Below are 26,629 nucleotides of genomic sequence, written 5' to 3'. Positions count from 1 at the left end.
GGAACCTCGGCGGGATGGGGTGGGACGGGATGGGATGGGATGGGGCGGGTCCGCCGGCGCGTCAGACGCCCGCGCGCCAGTCCTCGACGTCCTCGTCGACGTCAGCGTCCTCCCCGACCACCGGGATCGGCAGCGTCATCGAGGACGTCGGCGGGTTGATGAGGAGCCGCTCGTCCCGCCGGTGCCGGAGCACGTCGTTGATGTACGCGGTCGTGGCCTCGGGCAGCGAGACCGCACGCTCTTCGGCCTGCGACATGAACCAGCGGTGCTCGAGCAGCTCGTGGAACACCTCGGCCGGCTCGAGACGTCCACGGAGGTCGCGCGGGATCGACCGGACGACGGGCTCGAAGACCCGCGACACCCACTCGTGCGCGACCATCTCCTCGTCGAGGGCCTCCCGGCCGTTCCGCGCGCGGTAGGCGTCGAGGTCGTTGAGGAGCCGTCGGGCCTGGTTCTCGCCCGCGTCGAGTCCGGTCAGGCGCAGCAGTCGGCGCTGGTGGTGTCCGGCGTCCACGACCTTCGGCTGGATCCGCACCTGCGAGCCGCCCTCGGTCGTGTGGATCGAGAGCTCCTCGATGTCGAAGCCGAGCGCGTTCAGCCGCTCGACCCGGTCGTTGATGCGCCACCGCTCCTTGATGTCGAACTGCTCGGTGCCCGTGAGCTCCTTCCAGAGGATGCGGTACTGGGCGACGATCCGGTTCGACACGTCGACGGGGTCGGCGTTCTCGTCGAGGCGCCCACCGGCCTCGAGGTCGAGCAGCTCACCGGCGATGTTCACCCGGGCGACCTCGAGGTCGTTCTCGCGCTGCCCGTTCGAGAGCCCGCCGGGGTAGAGCTTCCCGGTCTCGGCGTCGACGAGGTAGGCGGCGAAGGCCCCCGCGTCGCGACGGAAGAGGGTGTTCGAGAGCGACACGTCGCCCCAGTAGAAGCCGATGACGTGCAGTCGGACGAGCAGCAGGGCGAGGGCGTCGACGAGGCGGGTCGCGGTCTCGGGGCGGAGGGTCTGCGAGTAGAGCGCGCGGTACGGGAGCGAGAAGCGCAGGTGCCGGGTGACGAGGACGGGGTGCAACGGCTCACCGTCGGCGTCGACGCGGTTCGTGATGACTGCGACCGGGTCCACGCACGGCACGTCCATGCGCTGCAGGGTCCGGAGCATCTCGTACTCGGCGCGCGCCACCTCTTCGCCGGTCTCCTTCACCGCGGCGACGTACCCGCTCAGGTGCACGAAGCGCACGAGGTGCCGCGAGATGCCCTTCGGCAGCGCGACGATCACGTCGTCCGGCCAGTCCTCGAGCGGCTGGTCCCACGGCAGGTCGAGCAGGCCGGGGTCGACGGTGGCTGCGGTGATGGACAGGGAGTCGGGCACGGTTGGCTCCTGGTGGTGCGGTGGCCGGTGTCGTCCCGGCAGTCTGACAGACAGGAGGCGCGGTGCCAGCTGGCACCGCGCCTCCTGTTCGGCTGTTCCAGCGTTACGCGCTGACGACGGCCTTGTCGTCGAGACGGTCGCCCGACTCGGTGTCGAAGGCGTGCACGTGACCCTGCTTCGGCGAGATCACGATCGTGTCACCGATCGACGGGTGCGAACGGCCGTCGACGCGGGCGACGATGTCGGTGCGCTGGCCGTTCACGTCGGCGTGACCGTAGAGGTAGCCGTCGGCGCCGAGCTCCTCGACGACGTCCACCGTGACCGGCAGGCCCTCGCCCGAGGTCGACACGATGACGTCCTCGGGGCGGATGCCGACCGTGATGTTGCCGGAGCGGGCGTTCGACAGGGTGTCGCGGTCGATGGCGTGGTTCAGCGTGCCGAACTTGATGCCACCCTCGACGACGTCGGCCGGGAGGAGGTTCATGGCCGGCGAGCCGATGAAGCCGGCGACGAACACGTTGTTCGGCTTCTCGTACAGGTCACGCGGGGAGCCGACCTGCTGGAGGATGCCGTCCTTGAGCACCGCGATGCGGTCGCCCATGGTGAGGGCCTCGGTCTGGTCGTGCGTGACGTAGACCGTGGTGACACCGAGGCGGCGCTGGAGCGAGGCGATCTGGGTGCGGGTCTGGACGCGGAGCTTGGCGTCGAGGTTCGACAGCGGCTCGTCCATGAGGAACACCTGCGGCTGACGGACGATCGCGCGGCCCATCGCGACGCGCTGACGCTGACCGCCCGAGAGGGCCTTCGGCTTGCGGCCGAGGTACTGCTCGAGGTCGAGGAGCTTCGCGGCCTCCTGAACGCGCTGCGCACGCTCTTCCTTGCCGACGCCGGCGATCTTGAGCGCGAAGCCCATGTTCTCGGCGACGGTCATGTGCGGGTACAGCGCGTAGTTCTGGAACACCATCGCGATGTCGCGGTCCTTCGGCGGGACGTCGGTGACGTCGCGCTCGCCGATGCGGATCGCACCGGAGTTGACCTCTTCGAGACCCGCGAGCATGCGGAGCGAGGTCGACTTGCCACAGCCCGAGGGGCCGACGAGGACGAGGAACTCGCCGTCGGCGACGTCCAGGTCGAGGGAGTCGACCGCGGGGCGGGTGCCTCCGGGGTAGAGACGGGTTGCCTTGTCGTAGGTGACGGACGCCATGAGCGTTCGATCCTTCCTTCACCGGCAGGTACGTGCCGGACGATCCGTAGTGAAGCGGTTGCCCGTGGGGGCCCCGGATGGTCGCCGTCGACCATCGATGCTCATACAACACGACTTCCCCGAGGAGCGCCAGTGCCTCTCGGCTGGTTGGGTGGTTCCCAGAGCGGCCCACTACAATCGCCGGGTCCGTCCGCCGAGTGGGGGCACGGTGCGCGCGGACACCCGATCAGGAGGACGACACACCGATGACCAACCGCCCCGAGGGTGACGCCCGTGCCGAGCGGGCAGCTGCCGGTCGCGCCGAGCGGAACGAGCGTCGAGAAGCTGCCCGGCAGCGCGCGCAGAAGCACCGGACCCAGCAGAAGCGTCGCCAGCGCGGTGCCCGGCTCGGCATCCAGATCGGCATCGGCGTCGTGCTCCTCGCCGCGGCGACGGTCGTGACCCTCGTGCTCGTCCAGTCCGCACAGCCCGCCGGCCCCGGCCCGTCGAACATGTCGCAGGGCGGCATCACGATCGGCGAGGGCCTCGAGGCGCAGACGGCCGGCTCGACCCCGTCGGCCTCGGCCTCGGACGGCGCGGGCACCGTGCACATCACGACCTACATCGACTACCTCTGCCCGACGTGCGGCCAGTTCGAGAAGGCCAACGGCGACTACATCGAGGGCCTCGTCGAGTCCGGAGCGGCGACGGTCGACATCCACCCCGTCGCGATCCTCGCGAACCGCTCACAGGGCACGAAGTACTCGCTCCGTGCCGCGAACGCCGCCGCGTGCGTCGCGGACCGCTCGCCCGACCAGTTCTTCGCCTTCAACAAGGCCCTGTTCGCCGAGCAGCCGCAGGAGGGCACCGCAGGACTCAGCGACGCCGACCTCGTCAGCGTCGTCCGGAGCGTCGACGGGATGCGCGGCCAGCGCGCGATCGCGGACTGCATCGAGGACCAGACCTACGCGCGGTGGGTGACCGAGCGCACGAACGACGTCACCGACGGCAAGATCCCGGGCAGCGACCTCACGTCGTTCCCGGGGACGCCGCTCGTCCTCGTCAACGGGCAGCAGTACGAGCTCACCGCTCCGATCACGAACGACGACTTCCGCACGTTCGTGCTGAGCGCGGCCGGCTCGACCGACTCGACGCCGACGCCCACCCCGACGACGACTCCCTCGGCCACGCCCACCCGGACGCCGTCGGCCACGCCCTCCGCCGGCTGACGCGCGGTCCGCTACAGGGCGTTGCCCGGCACGCTGAACGTGTCGCAGGACGTCGCGCCCTGCTGGTGGCCGCGGAGGAACCAGCGCTGCCGCTGTTCGCTCGACCCGTGGGTGAACGAGTCCGGGTCGACCGAACCCGTGGAGCGTCGCTGGATGCTGTCGTCGCCGACCGCGCTCGCGGCCGACAGCGCGTCGTCGATCTGCGCGCGGGTGATCGGCTCGAAGAACGTCCGCCCGTCGGCGTCCTTCGTCGTCGCGGCGTCGCCGACCCACGCGCCGGCGTAGCAGTCGGCCTGCAGCTCGACGCGGACACTACCCGACGAGGCGCCCGTGCCCGAGCGGTCCGTGTCGGCGAACGTGCCCTGCAGCTGCTGGACGTGGTGGCCCCACTCGTGCGCGACGACGTACATCTGCGCGAGCGGACCCCCGGACGAGCCGTACCGGGACTGCAGCTCGTCGTAGAAGGACGTGTCGACGTAGAGCGCCCGGTCCGGCGGACAGTAGAACGGCCCCGTCGCCGACGACGCCGTCCCGCAGCCCGTGTCCGTCGAGTCCTGGAACAGGTAGAAGGTCGGCGTCGTGTACGAGATGCCGAGCCGCGGTGCCTCGGCGGACCAGTAGGCGTCGAGCGATTCGGCAGCGCCCTCCATCCGGCAGTCGACCGAGGCGTTCGCGTCGCGTCCGGTCCGACACTCCGGTGCCGCGTCGACGGTGTCCCCGCCCTGCTGGATCGTGGTGAGGCCACCGCCACCGCCGAGCACGCCCGTGAGGTCGACCCCGGAGACCGCCGAGACGATGTAGACGAGGAGCGCGAGGCCGCCCACGGCACCGCCGCCGACCACCGCCGTGCGCCCGCGGCGCTTCACCTTTCCGCCGGAGAGCTGCGAGTCGTCGTTGAACGTCATGCCCCGAATGTACGGACCGGGCGTGCTCCACGTCACAGCGCGCGGAGGCAGGCCGCGTAGCGTCGGCAGCGCCCCGCAGTCGACACGTGTCGCACAGATCGCGGGCGTCGCACCGAGGAAGGACGCAGCACCATGGCCACTCCCGTCAGCACCGTCATGAGCCCCGCGCGCTACGTGCAGGGCAAGGACGCCATCACCCGGATCGGCGAGTTCGTGGAGCCGATCGGCAAGCGCCCGCTCATCGTCGCCGACGACGTCGTGTGGGGGATCGTCGAGGACGCCGTGCGCACCGCGTTCGACGCCGCGGGGCTGCCCGTCGAGCGGGTCGGGTTCGGCCGCTTCGCCACGCCGTCGGCGGTCGACGCCCTCGTCGAGGCCATCCGCGAGCACGACATCGACGTCGTCGTCGGTGTGGGCGGCGGGAGTGCGATCGACGCCGCCAAGGCCGCCGGTCACCTCACCGAGATCCGTTGGGTCAGCGTCCCGACCGCGGCGAGCACGGACGCCCCCACCTCGGCCCTCGCCGTCATCTACTCGGCGGAGGGCGAGTTCATCGAGTACCGCTTCTTCCCGCACAACCCCGACCTCGTGCTCATCGACACGAACCTCGTCGCGCACGCGCCGGTGCAGTTCCTCGTCGCCGGCATCGGCGACGCGCTCGCGACCTGGGTCGAGGCCCGCGCCGCGAAGCGTGCGAACGCGGACACGATGGCGGGCGGGCTCCAGACCGAGACCGGCGTCGCCCTCGCCGAGCTCTCCTGGCGGCTGCTGCACGACAACGCCCTGCAGGCCATCGAGGCGGTCCGTGCCCATGTCGTCACACCCGCGCTCGAGAAGGTCGTCGAGGCGAACACGCTCCTCTCCGGCCTCGGCTTCGAGTCGGGCGGGCTCGCCGCGGCGCACGCGATCCACAACGGCCTGACCGCGGCCCCCCAGACGCACGGACTCGCGCACGGGCAGAAGGTCAACGTCGGCACCGTGGCGCAGCTCGTCCTCGAGGGTGCCCCCGCGCAGGAGATCGAGGACTTCGTCGTGTTCACCACGAAGGTCGGGCTGCCGAACACCCTCACCGAGATCGGCCTCACGGTCGACGACACCGACGAGCTCCGCGCGGTCGCCGAGGCCGCGACCGAGGCCGGCGAGACCATCCACAACATGCCGTTCCCGGTCACGGCGGAGATGGTCGTCGACGCGCTCGTCGCGATCGAGGGCATCGCGCGCAGCATCCGCGCCGACCACGGCCTGCCCGAGCCGGAGCTCTACCGGCACCACTGAGACCGGCGGTACCGACCCCGGGGATCAGGTGCGGACCAGCGGCTCCACGGCTGCGAGGTCCGCGCCGATCCCGACGTCCACGAGTTCGATGCGCCCGGCGAGCGTCGCAGCCGGCCCGACCAGGAGCCCCGCCTTCACCCCGCCGAACGTCACCGTGACGTCGGCGTGCAGCACGCGGTCGTCGGCGACCCCGCCCGTGTCGACGTCGATCCCGCTCGGCACGTCGACCGCGACGACGAACGGAGCCCGCTGGTCGCGGGCGAGCTCCCGCAGCGCGTCGACGACCTCGCGCGCGGGGGATCGCAAGGGACCGCTCGCCCCGATGCCGAGGATGGCATCGAGCACGAGGTCCGCATCCGACGCCGCCTCCGCGGCGACGACCGCCAGGCGGTCGCCCTCGTCGGGTACCGCGGCACGTAGGATGTCGGCCGCACCCGCGTCGGTCCCGCCCGTCGCTGGTGCGGCCGGACCGTCCAGGAGGCGCGCCCCGGCCTCCAGCGCCGCTGCCAGGCCCGCCTCGTGGACACGTGACCCGACGCGCAGCACCGACACGTGCCTCCCGGCCGTCGCCAGCCGCTCACCCGCGAACAGGGCGTCACCGCCGTTGTCGCCGCTGCCCACCAGCAGCAGGACGGACCCCGGCCCGTCGCCCGGCCGGACGGCCGGGTCGTCGAGGAGGTCCGACACGACCCGCGCGAGCCCCTCGGCCGCACGCTGCATGAGGGGTTCACCCGCGTCGAGGCGCGGCCGCTCCGCCGCCCGGATCTGATCCGCTCCGTACCCGTCCATGGCGACCACAGTGCCCCGCTAGCCTGGGGTCGCCATGTCACTCGTCCCCGAAGCGCCCCGTCCCCGAGCCGTGATGTCCCCGGACGGCCTCCCGATCGCGACCTACGACTTCGGCGACCCGGACGCACCCGTCGTCGTCGCGGTGCACGGCTTCGCCTCCGGCGCACTGCTCAACTGGCACGCCTCCGGGTGGACGCGCGACCTGCTCCGCGCCGGGTACCGCGTCGTCGCGCTCGACCAGCGCGGGCACGGCGCCTCCGCGAAGCCGCACGACCCGTCCGCGTACTCGATGGAGCTCCTCGTCGCGGACGTCGTCAGTGTGATCGACACCTACCTGCTCGACGACGTCGCGTACCTCGGCTACTCGCTCGGCGCGCGTGTCGGCTGGCACACCGCCGAACAGCTGCCCGACCGGGTGTCGCGGGCCGTCCTCGGCGGGATCCCGGACGCCGACCCGATGCGACGCGTCGCCGTGGACCAGGCGAAGGCGTACCTCACGGACGGCACGCCCATCGAGGACCGGGTGACGAACGGGTACCTCACGATGGCCGGGAACGTCGAGGGCAACGACCTCCGGGCCCTCGTCGCGATGGTCGAGGGGATGCGGGACAGCATCGAACCGACGCCGGAGAACGCGCCGGCGCAGCCGCTCCTCATGGCGGCGGGGAGCGAGGACGGCATCAAGGACAGCGCGGTGCGGCTCGCCGCGGCGGCACCGGACGCCGGGTTCTTCGAGATCCCGGGGCGGAACCACTTCAACGCTCCCACTTCCCGGGCGTTCCGTCAGGCGGCGATCGCGTTCCTGCGGGGCTGACCGCGGCGGCCGCGGACGGCACGGCACGTCCCGGCGACCTGTCCGTCGGGCGCTGACAGGTACTCGCAGGTCCTCGTTGCCGGAGGGGTCCCGGCGTACCGTCCCGGCCATGGACTACAGACTCCTCGGCAACAGCGGGACATCGGTGTCGACGCTGACCCTCGGCACCATGACGTTCGGCAGCGAAGCCGACGAACCCACCTCCCACCAGATGCTCGACACGTTCGTCGCGGCCGGCGGCACGCTCGTCGACACCGCCGACGTGTACTCCGGCAACGAGTCCGAGCGGATCATCGGCCGCTGGCTCAAGTCCCACCCCACCGAGGCGCAGCAGGTCGTCCTCGCCACCAAGGGCCGCTTCCCCCAGGGCGACGGGCCGAACGACGTCGGGCTCTCCCGTCGCCACCTCTCCCGCGCGCTCGACGCCTCGCTCGAGCGGCTCGGCGTCGAGACGATCGACCTGTACCAGATGCACGCCTGGGATGCCCTCACCCCGATCGAGGAGACCCTGCGCTTCCTCGACGACGCCGTCTCCGCCGGCAAGATCGTCTCCTACGGGTTCTCGAACTACCTCGGGTACCAGATCACCAAGGCGGTCTACGAGGCGAAGGGCCACGGCTGGGCGCCGCCGGTCACGCTGCAGCCGCAGTACAACCTCCTCGTCCGCGACATCGAGCACGAGGTCGTCCCGGCCTGCCTCGACGCCGGCATCGGTCTGCTGCCCTGGTCGCCCCTCGCCGGCGGTTGGCTCTCCGGGAAGTACCAGCGCGACGAGGCCCCAACCGGCGCCACCCGTCTCGGCGAGAACCCGCAGCGCGGCATGGAGGCGTGGGAGGCCCGCAACGGCGACGAGCGGACCTGGGCGGTGCTCGACGCGGTGTCCGCCGTCGCCGACGCGCACGGGGCGTCGAAGTCCCAGGTCGCGCTCGCCTGGCTCCTCGCGCAGCCCGCAGTGACGAGCGTCATCCTCGGTGCCCGCACGGTGTCGCAGCTCGAGGACAACCTCGGCGCCGCCGACCTCGTGCTCGACGAGGCCGAGCTGCGGTCGCTCACGGAGGCGAGCGCTCCCCGCATCGACGACTACCCGTACGGAACCGCAGGTGTGGCGCAGCGGAACCGCAACATCACGGGAGGCCGCTGACCGCGCGCTGCGACGTCCATGCGGAAAGCCGCGCAATCGGCACGGACGTGTGGACTTCGGTTTCGATGCGGTGTCATCCTCTTCTCACGACCGGCTGGTTACCGCGTCGAGCGATGAGGAACACCCCCTGATCCGTGTTCCACGTACGCCGGAGGCCCGAGCGACCAAGTCGCCCGGGCCTCCGTCTTCCCCTGGGGATCCGGGCCGGCAGCGGGACTCGAACCCGCAACCCCCGTATTACAAGTACGGTGCGCTACCAATTGCGCCATGCCGGCTGACGCGCCCACTCTACCGGGACGCGTCCGCGCTCACTCGGACGCCGAGAAGTTCAGCGAGATCGAGTTCATGCAGTAGCGGTCACCCGTCGGAGTGCCGAAGCCGTCCGGGAACACGTGCCCCAGGTGGCCGCCGCAGTTCGCGCAACGGACCTCGGTACGCTGCATGCCGAGGGAGTTGTCCTCGATGAGCTGCACGGCGTCCGGACGGACCGACTCGTAGAACGACGGCCAGCCACAGCCGGAGTCGAACTTCGTGCCGCTCTTGAACAGCTCCGCACCGCACGCCGCACACGTGTAGACGCCGGCACGCTCCTCGTCCAGGAGCTCACCCGTCCACGGGCGCTCGGTACCGGCCTGGCGCAGGACGGCGTACTGGTCCGGGGAGAGCTCCTCGCGCCACTGGGCGTCGGACTTGTCGACGTTGTATGCCATTGCTTCCTCCTGCTCTCGGCCGCTGCTGGACGGCCACCTTCAGTAAACTCGCGCCGATGTCCGAACATTCCGTGCACCGCGCCCGCTGGGACCGTCTGACGACGGACGAACTGTACGGCATCGTGGTGCTCCGGAACCGCGTCTTCGCCCTCGAGCAGCGGGTCACCGCCGAGGACTTCGACGGCCGCGACCGCCATGCGGACACCGAGCACTGGTGGTTCGGAACGGACGCCGAAGTCGTCGGGTACCTGCGCCTCGTCCGACCCGCTCCGGACGAGGCCCACCCGGCCGGCGCCACCCCGCCGGAGTGGGTGATCGGCCGGGTCGCCACCGACCCCCGACACCGCGGGCGGGGCATCGCGGGGCGGCTGGTCGCGGCGGTCCTCGCGGAGCACGGGCACGAGCCGTTCGTCCTGCACGCGCAGGAGTACGTCGCCGGGCTCTACGAACGGCACGGCTTCGTCCGCTTCGGGGAGCCGTACGTGGAGGCCGGCATCGCCCACGTCGGGATGCACCGCCCGTGACGACGCGGGACCGCTACCGCGCCTACGCCGACCGCATCGAAGGGGTCTCCCCGTCCTACGCCGCGTGGGCACGGTCGCTCGACGACGAGCTCGTCGCGCTCCTCGACTCGGTCCCGGAGCAGCGCCGACAGCCCGAGCTGGTCTTCGCGGTCGCCCGGCGGCTGGGCGCGGACCCGCGGGACCCCGACGCGCTCCGCGCACTCGACCGGGAGGCACGGCTCGCCCTGGCAGCGCGCCTCCCGTCCGCCACGGTGCAGGCAAACGACCCGCGCCGGGCCGCGCCGGTCGTCCCGCTGTTCGCGGCGCTCGCCGCGAGGTCGTCGCAGCCGCTCGGCCTCGTCGACGCGGGAGCCGCGGCGGGGCTCTGCTCGATCCCGGACCGCGTCACACTCGACCTCACCCTGGTCGAGCACGGGTCGGAGCGCGTCCGGATGCACACCGCGACCCCCGACGGTCCCGTGCTCCACCTCGTCGCCGAGGCCCGCGGTGCCGTACCCGCTCCGGCAGCGCGCCCGATCGCCGTCGCCGGCCGCGTGGCCCTCGACCCGAACCCGATCGACCTGGCCGAGCCGGGGGCGTTCGACCGTCTCGTCGAGGCCGTCCCGCCCGAGGCGACGGACCGGACCGCCCTGATGCGTGCGGCGGCGTCCGCGGCGCTCGCCGTGCCTCCCGTCCGACTGCGGGGGACCCTTCCAGGTGACCTCGACCGCGCACTCGACCACCTGCCGGACGGCTGCGAGCCGGTGGTCCTGACGACGGGGACGCTCGTGTACGTGCCGGGTGCGGACCGGCAGCGGGTCGTCGACCGTCTCGCGGAGCGCGGCGTGCACTGGATCGCCCTCGAGCGGACCGGCATCCTCGACGGTGTCGCGCTGACCCTGCCCGCCGACGTCGACCGGGACGACCCGGACGCGTTCGCGACCGTCTCGCTCGACGGGGTCGCGGTCGCGGTGTGCGACCCGTTCGGGACCCGGGTGCGGTGGCTCCGGGACCTGTGACCGGCTTCGCGACAGTCCAGCGGCGTGCCAGGGTCCGGCGACGCGGCACCCCTACGATGTGCGAGACCCGTACCACCCGCCTCGCGCCACCACCTCGTGATCGGACCGTCGTGACCACCACCCCCGCAGACGCGCTCAGTGAGCTCGACCTGCACGTGCTCGCCTTCGAGCACGACCGGGCGCGGCACGACCGCACGAAGGAGGCGGAGATCCGCGTCGAGTTCGACATGTCGCCGGCTCGGTACTACCAGGTGCTCGACCGCGTGATCGACTCCCCGGCGGCGCTCGCGTACGACCCGCAGCTCGTCACCCGACTGCAACGACTCCGGCACGCCCGCGTCACGGCGCGGGCGGGGCGCAGCTTCGCGCTCCCCGGAGCCGCACCAGAACCCCGTGAAGAGGACCGATGACCGAGAGATTCCCCCGAGACCGGTTCGACGACGCCACCGACGGCCCGCGCGTCGGTGCGCACCGCGGCCCCCAGCGTCGGGGCCGCGGCTGGATCGTGTTCGCGTGGGCAGCCCTCGCCACCGGAGTCCTCGTCGGCCTCGGCGTCCTCGGGCTCGGGCTGGCGACCACCGGCCTCTCGGACGGCAACGACTCCGGCGGGGGCGCCTCGTCCCCGACCTCCTCGGCCTCGGCGTCCGCGACCGCGAAGCCGTCTCCGTCCTCGACGCCGTCCGCGTCGTCGGGCTCCGGAGCGGGTGCGTCCGCCGCGACCCCGGCGCAGCAGGGCACCACGAGCGTCGTCGTGCTGAACGGCACCACGACGACCGGGCTCGCCGGTCGTGCCAGCACGGCGCTGACCGGGGCGGGGTGGAAGATCACCTCGACGGGCGACGCCGGCACGACCGGGACCACGCAGACGATCGTGTACTACCGCTCGGCCGAGTCGGCTGCGGTCGCGCAGGGCATCGCCAAGTCGCTCGGCACCACCGCCGTGCAGCTGTCGACGGCCTTCCCGAACGCCGACGTCAGCGTCGTCCTGGGGTCCGACTACACCGGCTGAGGGGCATTCCCGAGCGCATTCCGTGTGTTTTCGTGACGAACGTGTTTCCGGCGCGTTGCGATTGCACGGAATGGACGTGAAACGACGTCACACCTCTTGTCGGATCGACCTCCGTGCGCAAGAGTCACTGCCAGGTGTCGCACCGACGGCGCCGTCGATCGCAGCAGCACCACCGCAGGGAGCAACAATCATGGCCAACGGAACGGTCAAGTGGTTCAACGCCGAGAAGGGCTTCGGCTTCATCACCGTCGATGGGGGTGGCCAGGACGTGTTCGTGCACTACTCGGCCATCGACATGTCGGGCTACAAGGTCCTCGAGGAGGGGCAGGCGGTCACGTTCGACGTCGGCACCGGCGCGAAGGGTCCGCAGGCCGAGGCGGTCCGCCCCGCCTGAGTCACCGAACCACACCGGAACGCGCCGTCCCCTCGGGGGCGGCGCGTTCGTCGTGTCCGCGGAGGCGCGCCCGCAGTGGGTCGGTGGTGCTCGTGCTGATGTGCGCCCGGACTGGGTCGGTGGTGCTCGTGCCGGTGCGCTCGCAGCGGACCCGACCTGGGAAGTCGACCCGTGCCTCCCTGCTGTGTTGCACTCGCACCCGGCGAGTGCCAGAATCGGCGTTGGCACTCGCTCACGTTGAGTGCCAGCACGACCCCCATGACGACGTCCGGGAGGGACGAGAAACTCACATGGCTAAGATCATTGCTTTCGACGAGGAGGCCCGTCGTGGCCTCGAGCGCGGCCTGAACACCCTGGCCGACGCCGTGAAGGTGACGCTCGGCCCGCGCGGCCGCAACGTCGTCCTCGAGAAGAAGTGGGGCGCTCCCACGATCACGAACGACGGTGTCTCCATCGCCAAGGAGATCGAGCTCGACGACCCGTACGAGAAGATCGGCGCCGAGCTCGTCAAGGAGGTCGCGAAGAAGACCGACGACGTCGCCGGTGACGGTACGACCACCGCGACCGTGCTCGCCCAGGCGCTCGTCCGCGAGGGCCTCCGCAACGTCGCCGCCGGTGCCGACCCCGTGTCGCTCAAGCGCGGCATCGAGAAGGCCGTCGCCGCCGTCTCCGACCAGCTCCTCGCCAACGCGAAGGACATCGAGACCAAGGACCAGATCGCCGCGACCGCGTCGATCTCGGCCGCCGACACCACCATCGGCGAGCTCATCGCCGAGGCGATCGACAAGGTCGGCAAGGAAGGCGTCGTCACCGTCGAGGAGTCGAACACCTTCGGCACCGAGCTCGAGCTCACCGAGGGCATGCGCTTCGACAAGGGCTACCTGTCGCAGTACTTCGTCACGGACCCGGAGCGCCAGGAAGCCGTCTTCGAGGACCCGTACATCCTCATCGTCAACTCGAAGATCTCCAACATCAAGGACCTGCTCCCGGTCGTCGACAAGGTGATCCAGGCGGGCAAGCAGCTCCTCATCATCGCCGAGGACGTCGACGGGGAAGCCCTCGCGACCCTCGTCGTGAACAAGATCCGTGGCATCTTCAAGTCCGTCGCCGTCAAGGCCCCGGGCTTCGGCGACCGCCGCAAGGCCATGCTGCAGGACATCGCGATCCTCACCGGCGGCCAGGTCATCTCGGAAGAGGTCGGCCTCAAGCTCGAGAACGCGACGCTCGACCTGCTGGGCAAGGCCCGCAAGGTGATCATCACCAAGGACGAGACCACGATCATCGAGGGCGCCGGCGACGACGAGCAGATCGCGGGCCGCGTCCGTCAGATCCGCTCCGAGATCGAGGCGACCGACTCCGACTACGACCGCGAGAAGCTCCAGGAGCGCCTCGCGAAGCTCGCCGGTGGCGTGGCCGTCATCAAGGCCGGTGCCGCGACCGAGGTCGAGCTCAAGGAGCGCAAGCACCGCATCGAGGACGCCGTCCGCAACGCGAAGGCTGCCGTCGAGGAGGGCATCGTCGCCGGTGGTGGCGTCGCGCTCATCCAGGCGTCCGTCGCGCTCGAGTCGCTCTCCCTCGAGGGTGACGAGGCAACCGGTGCGAACATCGTCCGCGTCGCCATCGACGCGCCGCTCAAGCAGATCGCGCTGAACGCCGGTCTCGAGCCGGGCGTCGTCGCCGCGAAGGTCCGCGAGCTCGAGTCGGGTCACGGCCTCAACGCCGCGACCGGCGAGTACGTCGACCTCGTGGCCGCGGGCATCATCGACCCGGCCAAGGTCACGCGCTCGGCGCTGCAGAACGCTGCGTCGATCGCCGGTCTGTTCCTCACGACCGAGGCCGTCGTCGCCGACAAGCCCGAGAAGGCCCCGGCCATGCCGGCCGGCGACCCCACGGGTGGCATGGACTTCTAGTCCCGGTAGCCGGAAGGGCCCCGCACGCTGCGCGTGCGGGGCCCTTCCGCGTGCGGGGCGCTCGGCGTGCGGGGGCGCTCGGCGTGCGGGGGCGCTCCGCGTGCGGGGTGCGCGTGCGGGGTGGGTGCCGCCGGTTGGTCGCGAAACGTGTCGGCTTCGTCGCCGGTAGGCGACAGTTCGTGAGACCACGGCGTTCCGTGCACGGCACGTTGCGCGACCACCGAGTTCCGCACGGGAGGCGCGGCTCGCCCAGTTCTCCACAGGTCGCGTCCCGAGGGAGCCCGCGGACATACCCTGGGGCGATACTCCCGGCATGACCCACCCCCGTTCGCTTCCGCCCGAGCTCGACCGAGCGGGCTTCCTCGTCCGTGACGCCACCGCGGCCGGGGCCAGCGCGAACCGACTCCGCCGTGGAGACCTGCTCCGCCCCACCCACGGCGTCCGCACGACCGACCCGACGCTCCCGCTGGTCCGTGCTGTGGGTCTGGTGCTGCGCCCGGACCAGCACGTGAGCCACACGTCCGCACTCGCGGTGTGGGGTGCACCGCTCCCTCGACGGGGGGTCGGCGAGCTGGTGCACGTGTCGACCTTCGGCACCGGTCCACTGATGCGGCGACGAGGTGTCACGGGACACCGGCATCGCGCTCCGGTCGACACGGTGGTCCGCGACGGCGTCCGCGTCAGCGCTCCCGCACAGGCCTGGCGAGAGAGCGTCGGTCTCCTCACGGTGCACCAGGCAGTCGCGGTCGCAGACCACTTCGTCCGACCCGGTGGACTGCTGACGGTCGACGACCTCATCGCGGCGATCCGCCCGGGAAGTCACGGCAACGCAGCGGCACGGGAGGTGCTCGACCTCGTGCGGGTGGGCGCGGACTCGGCGATGGAGACGTGGCTCCGGCTTGCGGTCGTCGATGCCGGTTTCCCGGAGCCCCAGCTCCAGGTCGAGGTGTCCGACGCGCGCGGTGTCTTCCTCGCTCGGGTCGACATGGCCTGGCCGGAGTACCGGATCGCGCTCGAGTACGACGGCGCGCACCACCGCGAGCGTGCAGCGTTCGAGCACGACCAGCGTCGGGACAACGGTCTCGCGGTGAACGACTGGCTCGTCATCCACGCCACCCGCGCCGATGCATCGCGCCCGGCTGTGCTCTTCGAACGGCTTCGGCAGGCGTTCGTCGTTCGGCGGGACGCTCGACGGGTCGCGTGAGCGGCGGCTTGGTCGCACGACCTGCCGTCGGCGAGCCGGACTGGTCGCAGAACATGTCGGCACGACCGGAGTTGAGCGGCATGTCGTGCGACCAACCGGGGTCGCGCGTCGGGCGGGAGCGTGGGGGTCAGGGGGCGGGGGCGGCCTCGGGGACCGGGGGCACCCAGTCGCGGGGGAGCAGGGGGAGCCACACGCGGAAGGTCGCGCCGCCGCCCTCGGTGTCGAACACCTCGACCGACCCGTGGTGTGCCTGCACGATGCCCGACACGATCGCGAGCCCCAGCCCGGAGCCGCCGGTGTCGCGTGCCCGCGAGGTGTCCGCACGCCAGAACCGCTGGAAGATCTTGTCGCGGAGCTGCGGCGGGATGCCCTCGCCGTGGTCGATGACGTCGATGTTCGCGAGCCCGCGCTCCTCGTCGACGCCGATGCCGATCTCGATGGGGTCGTCGGACGGCGTGAAGCGCATCGCGTTGCCCATCAGGTTCGTCACGACCTGCCGGATCTTGTTCTCCTCGGCGAGGACGATCGGCGGGCGCTTCGGCAGCACGACCGTGGGCAGCGGGGTGGTCTCGTCGGTCGGCGCGGCGTCGAGGCTCATCGCACGGTTGCGACGGGCACGGAGCCGGGCGATCGTCTGGCGCGAGAACGCGATCGGTCCCGTCGTGTTGGCGGAGGCGGACGTCGGCGACGCGGGGACCTCGCCGGTCTCGGACATCGCCGGGCGGACGGCCTGCGGGACGCTCTCGCCGGTGACGCTGTCCTCGACGAGCACCTGGATCTCGCGGTCGGGGTTGGACGCCATGGTGTCGAGCGCGGAGTCGCGGGCGATCGACACGAGGTCGACCGGGCCGAGCTCGAGCGGCTTCGACTCGTCGATGCGGGCGAGCTGGAGCAGGTCCTGCACGAGGAGCCCCATGCGCTGGGCTTCCTTCTCGATGCGCTCCATGGCCTGGGCGACGTCCTCTTCCTTGCGGAGGGCACCCATGCGGTACAGCTCGGCGTACCCGCGGAGCGAGACGAGCGGCGTCCGGAGTTCGTGGGAGGCGTCACCGACGAACCGGCGCATCTGGTCGATCGTGCGCTCCCGGTCCTCGAACGCGGTGTCGATGCGCTCGAGCATGGCGTTGAGGGAGCGGTTGAGGCGCCCGACCTCGGTGTTCGGGGTGTCCGCCTCGAGTCGCTGGTTGAAGTCCCCGGCGGCGAAGCGCGCAGCGGTGTCCTCGACGTCGCGCAAGGGGTCGAAGGTCGCCGTCACGAGGAGCCTGGTCAGCATGGCGCCGAGCAGCATCACCGAGATGCCGAAGAACAGGAAGATGACGGTGAAGCGGAGGATCGTCTGGTCGTTGTCGGCGCTCGAGACCGCGACGAGCACGTACCCGGTCTCGGTGGTGCCGTCGGACCGGTTCTGCAGCGCGGCGGGGATGACCTGCGCGCGCCACTCGTGGTCGTGTGCGCTGTCGTAGAGCGAGAACCGCTGCGTGCTCTGCGAGGCCTGCGCGAAGTCGAGCATCCGGATGTCGGGCCGGCTGCTGGTCTTCGTCTGGCAGATCTGGTCGCCGTCGGCGTTGTAGGCGGCGACGTAGGCACGCTGCGACAGCACGACCGACAGTTCGCAGTACTGCTTGCCGTCGCTGATGTTCTGGCCCTCGAGCTGCTCCGTCGTCTGCTTCACGGTGTCGTCGAGCTGGGTGAGGAGGTAGGTCGACAGCACGGTCATCGTGCCGAGCCCGGCGACGAGCAGGCCGAGCGCGACCAGGAGCACCGTGATCCCGGTGATCTTGGTGCGCAGGGAGATCCCGTCCCACCAGCGGCTCATTCGCGTGTGCATGCTGTCCCAACGATAGACAGCGACCGCCCGGTGAAACCGGACGGCCGCCGTGAAGACCTGCGCCTAGGAGGCCTTCGCCGCCTTGAGCATGTAGCCGAAACCGCGCTTGGTCTGGATGACCGGCTCGGCCGAGTACTGGTCGAGCTTGCGGCGGAGGTACGAGATGTACGACTCCACGATGCCCGCGTCGCCGTTGAAGTCGTACTCCCACACGTGGTCGAGGATCTGCGCCTTGGAGAGCACCCGGTTCGGGTTGAGCATGAGGTAGCGGAGCAGCTTGAACTCGGTCGGGGAGAGCTCGATCTGCGCGTCGCCGATGGTGACCTCGTGGGTGTCCTGGTCCATCGTCAGTTCGCCGGCACGGATGATGGCGTCCTCTTCGTCGTTCATGGTGCGACGGAGGATGGCCTTGATGCGGGCGACGATCTCGTCGAGCGAGAACGGCTTGGTCACGTAGTCGTCGCCGCCGACCGTGAGGCCGGTGATCTTGTCCTCGGTGTCGTCCTTGGCGGTGAGGAACAGGATGGGCGACGTGTAGCCCGAGGACCGGAGGCGCTTGGTGACGCCGAAGCCGTTCATGTCGGGGAGCATGACGTCGAGGATGATGAGGTCCGGCTCTTCCTCGAGCACGGCGGAGATGGCCTGCGCGCCGTTGCCCACGGCACGCACGGCGAAGCCGGCGAAACGCAGGGAGGTCGTCAGCAGGTCGCGGATGTTCGGTTCGTCGTCGACGATCAGGATCTTGGGGCCATCGCTCATGCGCCCATCTTCTGACCGTTCCTTGTGGCTTTCCTGTGAGCGGTGCGTGCGTGAGCACGGGACGGCCTGGAGGCGCGGTGCGGGCTGGCACCGCGCCTCCAGGCCGCCCTTCGGGAACCCCCGCAAGGAGGCCGCTACGCGGCGGCCGCCACCTGGTCTGCGTCGAGGATGGTGTACGAGTAGCCCTGCTCGGCGAGGAACCGCTGCCGGTTCTGCGCGAAGTCCTGGTCGACGGTGTCCCGCGTGACGAGGGTGTAGAACGACGCCGGCAGGCCGTCCTTGTTCGGACGGAGGAGCCGTCCGAGGCGCTGCGCTTCTTCCTGCCGGGAGCCGAACGAGCCCGACACCTGGATCGCCACGGTCGCGTCGGGCAGGTCGACCGAGAAGTTCGCGACCTTGGACACCACGAGCACGTCGATCGCACCCGTGCGGAAGGCCTGGAAGAGTCGCTCACGCTCGTCGACGGGCGTCGCTCCCGTGATCTCGGCGGCGTCCAGCGACGCAGCGAGGTCGTCGAGCTGGTCGATGTACTGCCCGATGACGAGGATCTGCTCGCCCCGGTGCTTCTCGATGAGCTCTCGCACGACCGGGGTCTTCGCGGGCGTCGTCGCGGCGAGGCGGTAGCGCTCGTCGTCGCCGGACGCCGCGTACTCGAGCCGATCGCCGTGGGGCAGGTCGATGCGGACCTCGTAGCAGGACGCCGGCGAGATGTAGCCCTGCGCCTCGATCTCCTTCCACGGGGCGTCGTAGCGCTTCGGCCCGATGAGCGAGAACACATCGCCCTCGCGTCCGTCCTCGCGCACGAGCGTCGCGGTCAGGCCGAGGCGGCGACGCGCCTGCAGGTCGGCCGTGAGCTTGAACACCGGCGCCGGCAGGAGGTGGACCTCGTCGTAGACGATGAGCCCCCAGTCGAGCGCGTCGAGGAGCGACAGGTGCGTGTACTCGCCCTTCCGCCGCGCGGTGAGGATCTGGTACGTCGCGATCGTGACCGGCCGGATCTCCTTCACGGAGCCGGAGTACTCGCCGATCTCGTCCTCGGTCAGGCTGGTCCGCCGCAGCAGCTCGTCCCGCCACTGCCGCGCGGAGACGGTGTTCGTCACGAGGATGAGCGTGGTCGCCTTGACGGTCGCCATCGCTCCGGCACCGACGAGCGTCTTGCCGGCACCACAGGGGAGCACGACGACGCCCGAGCCCTGCGCGAAGAAGGTGTCGACGGCCTGCTCCTGGTACGGCCGGAGGTGCCAGTCGGCGGTCGCGAGGTCGATCGCGTGCGGCTGACCCGGCGTGTAGCCCGCGAGGTCCTCCGCCGGCCAGCCGAGCTTCACGAGCTCCTGCTTGACCTGTCCGCGGGCCCACGGCTGGAGCTCGATCTCCTCCGGGGAGCGCTGGTTGCCCAGGAGCGGCTTGATGCGCTTCGACCGGGTGACCTCGGCGAGGATCGCCGGGTCGGTGGCGGTGAGGAGCAGCATCGGCTGGCGCTCGAGTTCTTCGCCGGGGGAGTTCGCGATCGCGGGTGCGTCCGGCCGTTCCTCGCGCCGGATGACGAGCCGGCCGTAGCGGGACACCGTGTCGCGGACGTCGACCGTGACGCTCTGCGGGACGGGGAACTTCGCGAACCGCTCGAGCGTGTCGATCATCGCCTCGGCATCGTGCCCGGCGGCCCGGGCGTTCCACAGACCGAGCCGCGTGATGCGGTAGGTGTGCACGTGCTCCGGGGCACGTTCGAGCTCCGCGAACACCGCCAGTTCGTGGCGCGCGTCCTCGGCGTCGGGGTGTGCCACCTCGAGCAGCACCGTGCGGTCGCTCTGCACGATCAGCGGTCCGTTCATGACGGATCAGCCTAGGCGCTCCGCCTGCGCACGGGCCGGGGTGTGGATCAGGCGTCGCTCTCCACAGCCACGACGAGGGAGAGCGGGAGGGTCCGCTCGACGTCCACCGCCGTGTCCTTGCCGCGGACGCGACCGGCCGCGACCGAGGTCGGGACGATCGAGAACGGTCGCTCCGAGCCGTCCGGCATGCGCACCGTGAGCCGGATCGGCGTGCGTCCGCGCACGGCGAGGTCGATCTGCCGGCCGAGCCACTCCTGCTCCGGCTCGCCCTCCGCCCGCTGGGTCGTCAACCGGAGGCGCTCCACGAGTGCACGGGCGGCCTCCTGCGGGTCGCGTCCCGCTGCGCGGCGGACGGGAGGCGCGGCCTCCACGGTCGCCTGGGCTGCGGTCGTCAGCACGGCCGGGTACCGCGCGTCGCGCAGCGCGGTGTGCACGACCTGCGCCGGGTAGCGGGTGGTCAGCGTGGTGAGGTCCGGCCGCTCCCACGACACCTGCCGGAGCTCGGCGTCCACGCCGATCAGGTCGAGCTGGTCGGCCGTGCCCCGGACGACCGAGCCGACGCCGCCCGGACCGAGGTCGACCACGATGCTGCCGTCGCGCTCGGCGACCTGGTCGACGAGGTAGACGAGCGGTTGGGGCACGCCCGACACCGAGAGCCGTTCGAACCGCCCGAGCACCGCGTCGCGGTCGAGTCCGGACCGGAAGGCCCGGGCGAGCGACTCCTCCGACACGCGGTACCGCGCTGCGAGGCCCGGGGCCTCGAGCGTCGCGACGGCACGGAGTTCGGCGTCGTCCGCCGGGGCGAGCGGCCCGGGCGCGATGACGGTGAGGTCGTGCTGGAGGTACACGCCCGGCACGGTGTCGGGGAGGTCCGCGGCGGCACGGTCGGCCGCGTCCGTGGCGCCGGCGAGCAGGGCGGCACCCGTGGTCGTGAGGGCGCCGTCGACCACGAGGCCGAGCGCGCTCCCCGTGCCCGCGACCGTCAGGAGTTCGGCGTCGAGCCACCGTGCACCGGCCGGGTACGCCCAGCGCCCCGTCGCGACGAGGTCGTGCCAGTCGGCGCCCGCGAGGTCGAGCACCTCGCGCACGGCGGGGTCGAGCGCGTCCCGCCAAGCGCCCGTGAGGGTGGTCCACCGCTCGGCCCACGGCGCGAGGAGCCATGCGTCACCATCGTCCGAGACGTTCCACGTGCCGCGCTCGAGCGACGCCAGGCCGGTCCGGCGCAGCAGGCTGAGGCGGTCGGGGACGACCTCGGGGTCGGTGCCCAGCCGGTCGCCGAGCGTCCGGGCGAGTGGGGTGCCGATGCCGCCCTTCACGAGCTCGCGCACCTCGCCGGCGTCGACGGCCCGGAGCAGCTCGGCGAGCACGGTCATGGTGCCGAACGCGTGCTCGGCGCCCGTCGCCCGGGCCGTGTCGTCGTCGACGGGGGCGGCGTGGCGGGCTGGTGCCGGGCCTCCCGGCTGGTCCACCGCGACCGCCAGGTCCGGGTGGGCGGCCAGGCGGGCGGACACCGCGTCGTCGACGCCGCCGTCCGTGTCGGCGAGGCCGAGCGCGACCGCAGGCGCCAGCGAGTCCGTGGCGCCGCCGTCGCGGAGGGCGAGGAGTGCCGCCCGCGGCAGGTGCTCGATCGCGGCGTCGACCGCGTCGTCCGTGCGGAGCGCCTCGGCCAGGTCGAAGAAGTCCGCGATGTGCTGCGGCCCGCTCTCGGCGAGCGACGCGGCGGGCAGCCGGCGGGCGACGACGAGGCGCTCGAGGGCGTCGTCGGGCATCGCCCGGAGCCGGGCGGCGAGGTCGGCGGTGGTCGTCATCGTCCGTCCGCTCGGTGCCGGGTCCGGGTCCTCAGTGAGACGTCCGGTTCTCGCGGGCCCGGCGTGTCCAGACGACGCCGAGGAGCACGAACAGGAGCAGCATGCCGATCGGGAGTCCGACGAGCGGGATCGCCATGACGACCGGCCACGGCATCGACCCTCCGGCAGCAGGAGCCGTCAGCCACATCACGATCACCGCGACGAGGCACAGGAAGGCGGCGATGAAGATCCCGCCGACCATGAACCCGAGCACGCGTTCGGTACGATTGAACGTCACCGAGGACTCCGCTGCGTCGCGGGGGGTCCCGGTGGATCGGGTCGGCTTGGCCATCGACCCAGGATATCCGACGCACCACGGCCGTTCCACGACCACGAGGAGTCCACGCATGCCCACCGGCAAGGTCAAGTTCTACGACGACCAGAAGGGGTTCGGGTTCATCACCGGCGACGACGGCGACCAGGTGTTCCTGCACGCCTCCTCGCTGCCGGACGGCGTCACCACGGTGAAGGCCGGTTCGCGACTCGAGTACGGCGTGGTCCAGGGCAAGAAGGGGTCGCAGGCGCTCAGCGTGCGGTTCCTCGACCCGCAGCCGTCGCTGTCGAAGATGTCCCGTCGCTCGGCCGACGACATGGCCGTGATCGTCGAGGACCTCGTGAAGGAGCTCGACCGCATCAGCGGCGACCTCCGCCACGGCCGTTACCCGAAGAACGGGGAGCGCCTCGCCGCGATCCTCCGCCACGTCGCCGACCAGTTGGACGCCTGATGCCCACGCACGAGTACGAGCGCCTCGCGCGCACCGCCCTGCTCGAGGTCACGCCGGACTCGACCGTCGGCGCCTTCGTCGACGCCGTGGACGAGGGCGACGACGTCGTCTCGCTCCGCTTTGCCAACCGGATGGCGGGGTACCCCGGCTGGCGGTGGACGGTGTCGGTCGCGAAGATCGGCGACGACGAACCGACCGTGCTCGAGGTCGAGCTCATGCCCGGCGACGGCTCGCTCGTCGCGCCCGAGTGGGTGCCCTGGTCCGAGCGACTCGCGGAGTACCGCGCCGCGCAGGAGGGCGAGGACGGACACGGGGACGACGACGACGAGTCCGACGAGGACGACGACGAGTCGGACGAGGACGACGACGAGGACGCCGACTACGACGACCCGGACGACGACGAGGCCGACGACGATGAATCGGACGACGACGACGACTTCGACACCGACGAGGACGACCTGAGCGAGTCGGACGACGACGACCTCGACGGCGTGGACGTCGACGAGCTCGACGACGCGGCGGACTCCGACGACGAGTCGGACGAGGACGACACCGAGCCGGAGCCGGTCGCGCCGCCGCGCGCACGCCGGCGACGCGCGCAGCGCGTCCGCCCCGTCGACCCGGACGACGACCTCGAGGTCGACCGTCTCGACGCGAGCGAGGTCGACCCGGACCACCACCGGTCCTGACGCGACGCGCGTCGTCCGCGACGCGACCGGCAACGAACGGGAGGCGCGGTGCCAGCTGGCACCGCGCCTCCCGTCTGTCCCGACGCGCGCTGTTCTGCCGCGCGCTGTTCTGACGCGCGTCAGCGCGACAGCTCGCCCACCACGTACTCGATCGCCTTGGTGAGCTGCGCGACGTCCGCCGGCTCGATCGCCGTGAACGTCGCGATCCGGAGCTGGTTGCGGCCGAGCTTCCGGTACGGCTCGGTGTCGACGATGCCGTTCGCGCGGAGCGTCGCGGCCACGGCCTTGGCGTCGATCGCGTCGTCGAGGTCGATCGTCGCGACCACCTGCGACCGGTGCGACGGCTCCGCCACGAACGGCGTCGCGAAGTCGACCGACGCCGCCCAGTCGTAGATGGTCCCGGAGGACTGCTTCGTGCGGGCGTCGGCCCACGCGATGCCGCCCGACTCGTTGATCCAGCGGACCTGGTCGTCGAGGAGGAGCAAGGTCGCGAGTGCCGGGGTGTTCAGCGTCTGGTCGAGCCGTGAGTTGTCGACCGCGTTCTTCAGGGACAGGAACTCCGGGACGTAGCGGTCCGAGGCGGCGATGCGCTCCACCCGCTCGATCGCGGCGGGGGAGAACAGCGCGAGCCACAGCCCGCCGTCGGACGCGAAGTTCTTCTGGGGCGCGAAGTAGTAGACGTCGGTCGCGGACACGTCGAAGGCCGCACCGCCGGCAGCGCTCGTGGCGTCCACCACGGTGAGCGCGCCGTCGTCACCCTGCGCGCGGACCACCGGGGCCATGACGCCGGTAGAGGTCTCGTTGTGCGGGTAGGCGTAGACGTCGACGCCCTCGACCGGTTCGAGGGCGGCGAGCGAACCGCCCGGGGCCTCGATGACGTGCGGCGCCTCGAGCCACGGTGCGGCGACGGCCTTGGCGAACTTCGAGCCGAACTCGCCGAAGGACAGGTTCTCGGCACGGCGCTCGACGAGCCCGAAGGCGGCGGCGTCCCAGAACGCGGTCGACCCGCCGTTGCCGAGCACGACCTCGTAGCCGTCCGGCACCTGGAACAGGTCGGCGATGCCCTGTCGGACGCTGCCGACGAGGTCCTTCACGGGCTTCTGCCGGTGGGAGGTGCCGAGGATCGTCGCCCCGCGCGTCACGAGGGACTCGAGCTGCGCGCCACGGATCTTGGACGGGCCGCAGCCGAAGCGTCCGTCGGTCGGGAGGAGGTCGGACGGGATGACGATGTCTGCCATGGAGCGATCCTACCGGCGCGGTATCCCAGGGCATTCCTTGACCCTTGCAAGTGTTGGTCCTGCAGTGTCACCGCGAACAAGTAGGGTGGCGGGACCTGAGACCAGAGAGGCGGACCGTGACCGATCTCGTCGACACCACGGAGATGTACCTGCGCACGATCCTCGACCTCGAGGAAGAAGCGATCATCCCGCTGCGCGCCCGCATCTCGGAGCGCCTCGGCCACTCGGGTCCCACGGTCTCGCAGACCATCGCCCGCATGGAACGTGACGGCCTCGTCGTCGTGTCCGGCGACCGCCACCTCGAGCTCACGACCGAGGGGCGTTCCCGAGCGACCCACGTCATGCGCAAGCACCGTCTCGCCGAGCGGCTGCTCTCCGACGTCATCGGGCTCGACTGGGCGTTCGTCCACGACGAGGCCTGCCGCTGGGAGCACGTGATGAGCGAGCAGGTCGAGGTCCGGCTGCTCGAGATGCTCGGCAACCCGACGGAGTCGCCGTACGGCAACCCGATCCCGGGGCTGGCCGAGATCGGCGGGCCGGACGCCGGCGGCTTCCTCGACGGCGTGCAGAACATCGTCACCGCGACCGAGGGCACCGACGCCGTCGCGACGGGCACGATCCGCCGCCTGGGTGAGCCGGTGCAGTTCGAACCCGAGCTCCTCCACCAGCTGCGGACCGCCGGGGTCATGCCCGGTCGGGTCGCGAGCGTGCAGCGCGCCGGCGCCTACGTCGCGGTGCGGGTCGACGGCGAGGACTCGGGCATCGAGCTCCCGAGCGAGGTCGCACAGCACGTGTACATCGAACGCGGCGACGCCTGACGTCCGCTCGCCTTTACCGTTCTGTTACAAAGTCCCCGTTTCATCTCGACAAGGTAACGACGGCCACGTACACTCGTGCGAGTCCCCGGGCCGACACCGAACCCGGGAACCCGTGGCAGGACGTCTCGAACCCGTCTCCTGCCTCGATCGGAAACGATGACGAACGGATGGGGTTCCACGGCCCAGGTCAGGCGAGTCCCCAGCTCGTCGTGATGCCCCGGACCGTGGTGACGAGGCGCCGGAGATCCCACCCTTGACGCTGAACGGTTCCGCCGCGGACGACCAGACCGCGAACCCGACGAACACCGCCGACGCCCCCACGGCCCTCCCCACCCGACGCACCGCGCGCGCTGCCGCCCCGCAGCCCGTGAAGACCGCACCGCTCGCCGGTGGACGCCGTGCCGCACAGGCCGCCCAGCGCGCCGAGCAGGCGAAGGCCAGCTCGTCCGCCCGCAAGCGCCGGTTCCTCGCGCCCCTCGTCCTGACCGTCGCCGCCGGCATGTTCGGCACGATGGCGGTCCCGGCCGCGTTCGCGTCGACCCAGCAGCCCTCGGACGCCGCTGCCGCCGCCCAGCGCCAGCTCCGCACGACCGGCGAGCAGAACTTCTCCGTGTCGGACGCGGTCGCCCTCGCCGGCACCAGCCGCGACGGCTACGGTGCGACGGCCCAGTCGACGCTCGACGCCGAGGCCGCGCAGCAGGCCGAGGCGAAGGCCGCGGCAGCTGCCGCGAAGCAGGCCGCCGCGACCGAGAAGGCTCGCGCGGCGACCGCCACGCAGTACGCCTCGTACTCGGGCCCGAGCGCCGCCGACTACGTCGCGACCTCGAAGGCCGCGAACACCCCGTTCTCGCTGCCCGCCGTCGTCGCGACCGCGAAGCAGTACATCGGCACGCCGTACGTGTTCGGCGGCGCGGACCCGTCCGGGTTCGACTGCTCGGGCTACGTGATGTTCGTGTACGCGCAGTACGGCATCAACCTCGCGCACTCCGTGCCCCTGCAGGACCAGGCCGGCACCACGATCCCGGAGTCCGAGGCACAGCCCGGCGACGTCGTCATCTTCAACAACGAGGCGCACGACGGCTTCTACATGGGCAACGGCATGATCATGGACGCGCCGAAGCCCGGCGGCTCCGTGTCGATCCGTCCGATCTGGACCAGCGACTACCACATCGTCCGCTTCGGGATCTGACCCCGAGCGCGCCCTCCGGTCGACGCGGATGCGTCGAACCCGTGAACATCGCCGGAACCGGCCCGCACACCCTCGTGCCGGGCCGGTTTCCGACGTATCCTGACGCTGCACCGGCCCTTCGGCTGCGAGCAGGGAGACCTCATGTCAGCGTTCCGCACGACCCGCACCATGGGTCGGCGCGCGCACGTCGACATATGGTCGACCACCGCCTGCGTGCACGAGCACGCCCCGTCATGACGAGAGCACTGCCCATCCG

General features: G+C 71.3%; 26 protein-coding genes and 1 tRNA gene. 15 read left to right on the top strand and 12 right to left on the bottom strand.

Annotated elements, in window-relative coordinates:
* Nucleotides 1–61: 61 nt before the first annotated feature.
* Together ACRQ4C_RS15705 and ACRQ4C_RS15700 are read right to left on the bottom strand one after the other, a co-directional pair.
* Nucleotides 62–1,366 carry a DUF4032 domain-containing protein gene (locus ACRQ4C_RS15705; RefSeq protein ID WP_439689333.1) on the bottom strand — a complete coding sequence of 435 codons (1,305 nt, stop codon included), beginning with the start codon at nucleotides 1,364–1,366 and terminating at the stop codon, nucleotides 62–64.
* Nucleotides 1,367–1,469: 103 nt separating this feature from the next.
* Nucleotides 1,470–2,570, bottom strand: a complete 1,101-nt coding sequence (locus ACRQ4C_RS15700) for an ABC transporter ATP-binding protein (protein ID WP_290133721.1) — start codon at nucleotides 2,568–2,570, stop codon at nucleotides 1,470–1,472.
* Between the two features lie 245 nt (nucleotides 2,571–2,815).
* Between ACRQ4C_RS15700 and ACRQ4C_RS15695 the strand changes: the two genes are divergently transcribed.
* Nucleotides 2,816–3,778 carry a DsbA family protein gene (locus ACRQ4C_RS15695; protein WP_290133722.1) on the top strand — a complete coding sequence of 321 codons (963 nt, stop codon included), beginning with the start codon at nucleotides 2,816–2,818 and terminating at the stop codon, nucleotides 3,776–3,778.
* A gap of 11 nt (nucleotides 3,779–3,789) precedes the next feature.
* On the opposite strand, the gene ypfJ is transcribed toward ACRQ4C_RS15695, so the two are convergent.
* Complete coding sequence (gene ypfJ / locus ACRQ4C_RS15690; RefSeq protein WP_439689332.1) at nucleotides 3,790–4,683, bottom strand: KPN_02809 family neutral zinc metallopeptidase; 894 nt, start codon at nucleotides 4,681–4,683, stop codon at nucleotides 3,790–3,792.
* A 132-nt stretch (nucleotides 4,684–4,815) separates the two neighbouring features.
* Here ypfJ and ACRQ4C_RS15685 point away from each other — a divergent pair, with 132 nt between their 5' ends.
* Complete coding sequence (locus ACRQ4C_RS15685; protein WP_439689331.1) at nucleotides 4,816–5,958, top strand: glycerol dehydrogenase; 1,143 nt, start codon at nucleotides 4,816–4,818, stop codon at nucleotides 5,956–5,958.
* A 24-nt stretch (nucleotides 5,959–5,982) separates the two neighbouring features.
* Here ACRQ4C_RS15685 and ACRQ4C_RS15680 read toward each other — a convergent pair whose 3' ends face one another.
* The gene (locus tag ACRQ4C_RS15680; protein ID WP_439689330.1) at nucleotides 5,983–6,747 is read right to left on the bottom strand and encodes an NAD(P)H-hydrate epimerase; all 765 of its coding nucleotides are present in this window, start codon (nucleotides 6,745–6,747) and stop codon (nucleotides 5,983–5,985) included.
* Nucleotides 6,748–6,781: 34 nt separating this feature from the next.
* On the opposite strand from ACRQ4C_RS15680, the gene ACRQ4C_RS15675 reads away from it, so the two are divergent.
* Both ACRQ4C_RS15675 and ACRQ4C_RS15670 read left to right on the top strand, forming a co-directional pair.
* Nucleotides 6,782–7,561 carry an alpha/beta fold hydrolase gene (locus ACRQ4C_RS15675; RefSeq protein ID WP_439689329.1) on the top strand — a complete coding sequence of 260 codons (780 nt, stop codon included), beginning with the start codon at nucleotides 6,782–6,784 and terminating at the stop codon, nucleotides 7,559–7,561.
* Between the two features lie 109 nt (nucleotides 7,562–7,670).
* Nucleotides 7,671–8,702 carry an aldo/keto reductase gene (locus tag ACRQ4C_RS15670; RefSeq protein ID WP_439689328.1) on the top strand — a complete coding sequence of 344 codons (1,032 nt, stop codon included), beginning with the start codon at nucleotides 7,671–7,673 and terminating at the stop codon, nucleotides 8,700–8,702.
* Between the two features lie 202 nt (nucleotides 8,703–8,904).
* Here the strand turns inward: ACRQ4C_RS15670 and ACRQ4C_RS15665 are convergent.
* A tRNA-Thr gene (locus ACRQ4C_RS15665) sits at nucleotides 8,905–8,977 on the bottom strand.
* A gap of 33 nt (nucleotides 8,978–9,010) precedes the next feature.
* The gene (gene msrB, locus ACRQ4C_RS15660; RefSeq protein WP_290133728.1) at nucleotides 9,011–9,412 is read right to left on the bottom strand and encodes a peptide-methionine (R)-S-oxide reductase MsrB; all 402 of its coding nucleotides are present in this window, start codon (nucleotides 9,410–9,412) and stop codon (nucleotides 9,011–9,013) included.
* A 56-nt stretch (nucleotides 9,413–9,468) separates the two neighbouring features.
* Between msrB and ACRQ4C_RS15655 the strand changes: the two genes are divergently transcribed.
* The 7 genes from ACRQ4C_RS15655 to ACRQ4C_RS15625 all read left to right on the top strand — a co-directional run bounded on the left by ACRQ4C_RS15655 (nucleotide 9,469) and on the right by ACRQ4C_RS15625 (nucleotide 15,451).
* Nucleotides 9,469–9,936 (top strand): GNAT family N-acetyltransferase, encoded by a 468-nt coding sequence (locus tag ACRQ4C_RS15655; protein WP_439689327.1) that lies wholly within the window; start codon nucleotides 9,469–9,471, stop codon nucleotides 9,934–9,936.
* Nucleotides 9,933–10,934 (top strand): DUF2332 family protein, encoded by a 1,002-nt coding sequence (locus ACRQ4C_RS15650; protein ID WP_439689326.1) that lies wholly within the window; start codon nucleotides 9,933–9,935, stop codon nucleotides 10,932–10,934. The genes ACRQ4C_RS15655 and ACRQ4C_RS15650 overlap by 4 nt, the downstream gene beginning before the upstream one ends.
* A 110-nt stretch (nucleotides 10,935–11,044) precedes the next feature.
* Nucleotides 11,045–11,344: a DUF3263 domain-containing protein gene (locus ACRQ4C_RS15645; protein ID WP_290133731.1), complete on the top strand. Its 300-nt coding sequence runs from the start codon at nucleotides 11,045–11,047 to the stop codon at nucleotides 11,342–11,344.
* Complete coding sequence (locus ACRQ4C_RS15640) at nucleotides 11,341–11,943, top strand: LytR C-terminal domain-containing protein (protein ID WP_439689325.1); 603 nt, start codon at nucleotides 11,341–11,343, stop codon at nucleotides 11,941–11,943. The genes ACRQ4C_RS15645 and ACRQ4C_RS15640 overlap by 4 nt, the downstream gene beginning before the upstream one ends.
* A 190-nt stretch (nucleotides 11,944–12,133) precedes the next feature.
* On the top strand, nucleotides 12,134–12,337 hold the full coding sequence (locus tag ACRQ4C_RS15635; RefSeq protein WP_058726184.1) for a cold-shock protein: 204 nt from the start codon (nucleotides 12,134–12,136) through the stop codon (nucleotides 12,335–12,337).
* A 290-nt stretch (nucleotides 12,338–12,627) separates the two neighbouring features.
* Nucleotides 12,628–14,247 carry a chaperonin GroEL gene (groL, locus tag ACRQ4C_RS15630; protein WP_290133733.1) on the top strand — a complete coding sequence of 540 codons (1,620 nt, stop codon included), beginning with the start codon at nucleotides 12,628–12,630 and terminating at the stop codon, nucleotides 14,245–14,247.
* A 313-nt stretch (nucleotides 14,248–14,560) separates the two neighbouring features.
* Nucleotides 14,561–15,451 carry an endonuclease domain-containing protein gene (locus ACRQ4C_RS15625; RefSeq protein WP_439689324.1) on the top strand — a complete coding sequence of 297 codons (891 nt, stop codon included), beginning with the start codon at nucleotides 14,561–14,563 and terminating at the stop codon, nucleotides 15,449–15,451.
* A 127-nt stretch (nucleotides 15,452–15,578) separates the two neighbouring features.
* Here the strand turns inward: ACRQ4C_RS15625 and ACRQ4C_RS15620 are convergent, their stop codons facing one another.
* The 5 genes from ACRQ4C_RS15620 to ACRQ4C_RS15600 form a co-directional block, all read right to left on the bottom strand.
* Nucleotides 15,579–17,279 (bottom strand): sensor histidine kinase, encoded by a 1,701-nt coding sequence (locus ACRQ4C_RS15620; protein WP_439689323.1) that lies wholly within the window; start codon nucleotides 17,277–17,279, stop codon nucleotides 15,579–15,581.
* 63 nt (nucleotides 17,280–17,342) lie between these two features.
* A complete protein-coding gene (locus ACRQ4C_RS15615) occupies nucleotides 17,343–18,038 on the bottom strand; it encodes a response regulator transcription factor (protein ID WP_022903465.1) in 696 nt (231 codons plus the stop codon).
* Nucleotides 18,039–18,172: 134 nt separating this feature from the next.
* Nucleotides 18,173–19,867 carry a DNA repair helicase XPB gene (locus tag ACRQ4C_RS15610; RefSeq protein ID WP_439689322.1) on the bottom strand — a complete coding sequence of 565 codons (1,695 nt, stop codon included), beginning with the start codon at nucleotides 19,865–19,867 and terminating at the stop codon, nucleotides 18,173–18,175.
* Nucleotides 19,868–19,914: 47 nt separating this feature from the next.
* Nucleotides 19,915–21,675: a helicase-associated domain-containing protein gene (locus ACRQ4C_RS15605; protein WP_439689321.1), complete on the bottom strand. Its 1,761-nt coding sequence runs from the start codon at nucleotides 21,673–21,675 to the stop codon at nucleotides 19,915–19,917.
* A 31-nt stretch (nucleotides 21,676–21,706) separates the two neighbouring features.
* Nucleotides 21,707–22,006 (bottom strand): hypothetical protein, encoded by a 300-nt coding sequence (locus tag ACRQ4C_RS15600; RefSeq protein ID WP_290133738.1) that lies wholly within the window; start codon nucleotides 22,004–22,006, stop codon nucleotides 21,707–21,709.
* A gap of 55 nt (nucleotides 22,007–22,061) precedes the next feature.
* On the opposite strand from ACRQ4C_RS15600, the gene ACRQ4C_RS15595 reads away from it, so the two are divergent.
* A complete protein-coding gene (locus ACRQ4C_RS15595; protein ID WP_290133739.1) occupies nucleotides 22,062–22,439 on the top strand; it encodes a cold-shock protein in 378 nt (125 codons plus the stop codon).
* Nucleotides 22,439–23,128: a DUF3027 domain-containing protein gene (locus ACRQ4C_RS15590; RefSeq protein WP_439689320.1), complete on the top strand. Its 690-nt coding sequence runs from the start codon at nucleotides 22,439–22,441 to the stop codon at nucleotides 23,126–23,128. The genes ACRQ4C_RS15595 and ACRQ4C_RS15590 overlap by 1 nt, the downstream gene beginning before the upstream one ends.
* Nucleotides 23,129–23,247: 119 nt before the next feature.
* Here the strand turns inward: ACRQ4C_RS15590 and serC are convergent, their stop codons facing one another.
* Nucleotides 23,248–24,366 (bottom strand): phosphoserine transaminase, encoded by a 1,119-nt coding sequence (gene serC, locus ACRQ4C_RS15585; protein WP_439689319.1) that lies wholly within the window; start codon nucleotides 24,364–24,366, stop codon nucleotides 23,248–23,250.
* Nucleotides 24,367–24,482: 116 nt separating this feature from the next.
* Between serC and ACRQ4C_RS15580 the strand changes: the two genes are divergently transcribed.
* Both ACRQ4C_RS15580 and ACRQ4C_RS15575 read left to right on the top strand, forming a co-directional pair.
* Nucleotides 24,483–25,184 (top strand): metal-dependent transcriptional regulator, encoded by a 702-nt coding sequence (locus ACRQ4C_RS15580; protein ID WP_290133742.1) that lies wholly within the window; start codon nucleotides 24,483–24,485, stop codon nucleotides 25,182–25,184.
* Between the two features lie 253 nt (nucleotides 25,185–25,437).
* Nucleotides 25,438–26,373 (top strand): C40 family peptidase, encoded by a 936-nt coding sequence (locus ACRQ4C_RS15575; protein ID WP_439689318.1) that lies wholly within the window; start codon nucleotides 25,438–25,440, stop codon nucleotides 26,371–26,373.
* The last annotated feature ends 256 nt before the right edge of the window (nucleotides 26,374–26,629 follow it).

The organism is Curtobacterium sp. SP.BCp, from assembly GCF_051903255.1.
In the GTDB taxonomy this organism is placed as follows: Bacteria; Actinomycetota; Actinomycetes; order Actinomycetales; family Microbacteriaceae; genus Curtobacterium.
This window is presented reverse-complemented; position numbering and strand designations above follow the sequence as displayed.

Bases quoted from the DNA above. Each gene is read 5' to 3' on its own strand.
- ACRQ4C_RS15700 (WP_290133721.1), bottom strand. From the start codon at position 2,570: ATGGCGTCCGTCACCTACGACAAGGCAACCCGTCTCTACCCCGGAGGC.
- ACRQ4C_RS15695 (WP_290133722.1), top strand. From the start codon at position 2,816: ATGACCAACCGCCCCGAGGGTGACGCCCGTGCCGAGCGGGCAGCTGCC.
- ypfJ (WP_439689332.1), bottom strand. From the start codon at position 4,683: ATGACGTTCAACGACGACTCGCAGCTCTCCGGCGGAAAGGTGAAGCGC.
- ACRQ4C_RS15685 (WP_439689331.1), top strand. From the start codon at position 4,816: ATGGCCACTCCCGTCAGCACCGTCATGAGCCCCGCGCGCTACGTGCAG.
- ACRQ4C_RS15680 (WP_439689330.1), bottom strand. From the start codon at position 6,747: ATGGACGGGTACGGAGCGGATCAGATCCGGGCGGCGGAGCGGCCGCGC.
- ACRQ4C_RS15675 (WP_439689329.1), top strand. From the start codon at position 6,782: ATGTCACTCGTCCCCGAAGCGCCCCGTCCCCGAGCCGTGATGTCCCCG.
- ACRQ4C_RS15670 (WP_439689328.1), top strand. From the start codon at position 7,671: ATGGACTACAGACTCCTCGGCAACAGCGGGACATCGGTGTCGACGCTG.
- msrB (WP_290133728.1), bottom strand. From the start codon at position 9,412: ATGGCATACAACGTCGACAAGTCCGACGCCCAGTGGCGCGAGGAGCTC.
- ACRQ4C_RS15655 (WP_439689327.1), top strand. From the start codon at position 9,469: ATGTCCGAACATTCCGTGCACCGCGCCCGCTGGGACCGTCTGACGACG.
- ACRQ4C_RS15640 (WP_439689325.1), top strand. From the start codon at position 11,341: ATGACCGAGAGATTCCCCCGAGACCGGTTCGACGACGCCACCGACGGC.
- ACRQ4C_RS15635 (WP_058726184.1), top strand. From the start codon at position 12,134: ATGGCCAACGGAACGGTCAAGTGGTTCAACGCCGAGAAGGGCTTCGGC.
- groL (WP_290133733.1), top strand. From the start codon at position 12,628: ATGGCTAAGATCATTGCTTTCGACGAGGAGGCCCGTCGTGGCCTCGAG.
- ACRQ4C_RS15625 (WP_439689324.1), top strand. From the start codon at position 14,561: ATGACCCACCCCCGTTCGCTTCCGCCCGAGCTCGACCGAGCGGGCTTC.
- ACRQ4C_RS15620 (WP_439689323.1), bottom strand. From the start codon at position 17,279: ATGCACACGCGAATGAGCCGCTGGTGGGACGGGATCTCCCTGCGCACC.
- ACRQ4C_RS15615 (WP_022903465.1), bottom strand. From the start codon at position 18,038: ATGAGCGATGGCCCCAAGATCCTGATCGTCGACGACGAACCGAACATC.
- ACRQ4C_RS15610 (WP_439689322.1), bottom strand. From the start codon at position 19,867: ATGAACGGACCGCTGATCGTGCAGAGCGACCGCACGGTGCTGCTCGAG.
- ACRQ4C_RS15605 (WP_439689321.1), bottom strand. From the start codon at position 21,675: ATGACGACCACCGCCGACCTCGCCGCCCGGCTCCGGGCGATGCCCGAC.
- ACRQ4C_RS15600 (WP_290133738.1), bottom strand. From the start codon at position 22,006: ATGGCCAAGCCGACCCGATCCACCGGGACCCCCCGCGACGCAGCGGAG.
- ACRQ4C_RS15595 (WP_290133739.1), top strand. From the start codon at position 22,062: ATGCCCACCGGCAAGGTCAAGTTCTACGACGACCAGAAGGGGTTCGGG.
- ACRQ4C_RS15590 (WP_439689320.1), top strand. From the start codon at position 22,439: ATGCCCACGCACGAGTACGAGCGCCTCGCGCGCACCGCCCTGCTCGAG.
- serC (WP_439689319.1), bottom strand. From the start codon at position 24,366: ATGGCAGACATCGTCATCCCGTCCGACCTCCTCCCGACCGACGGACGC.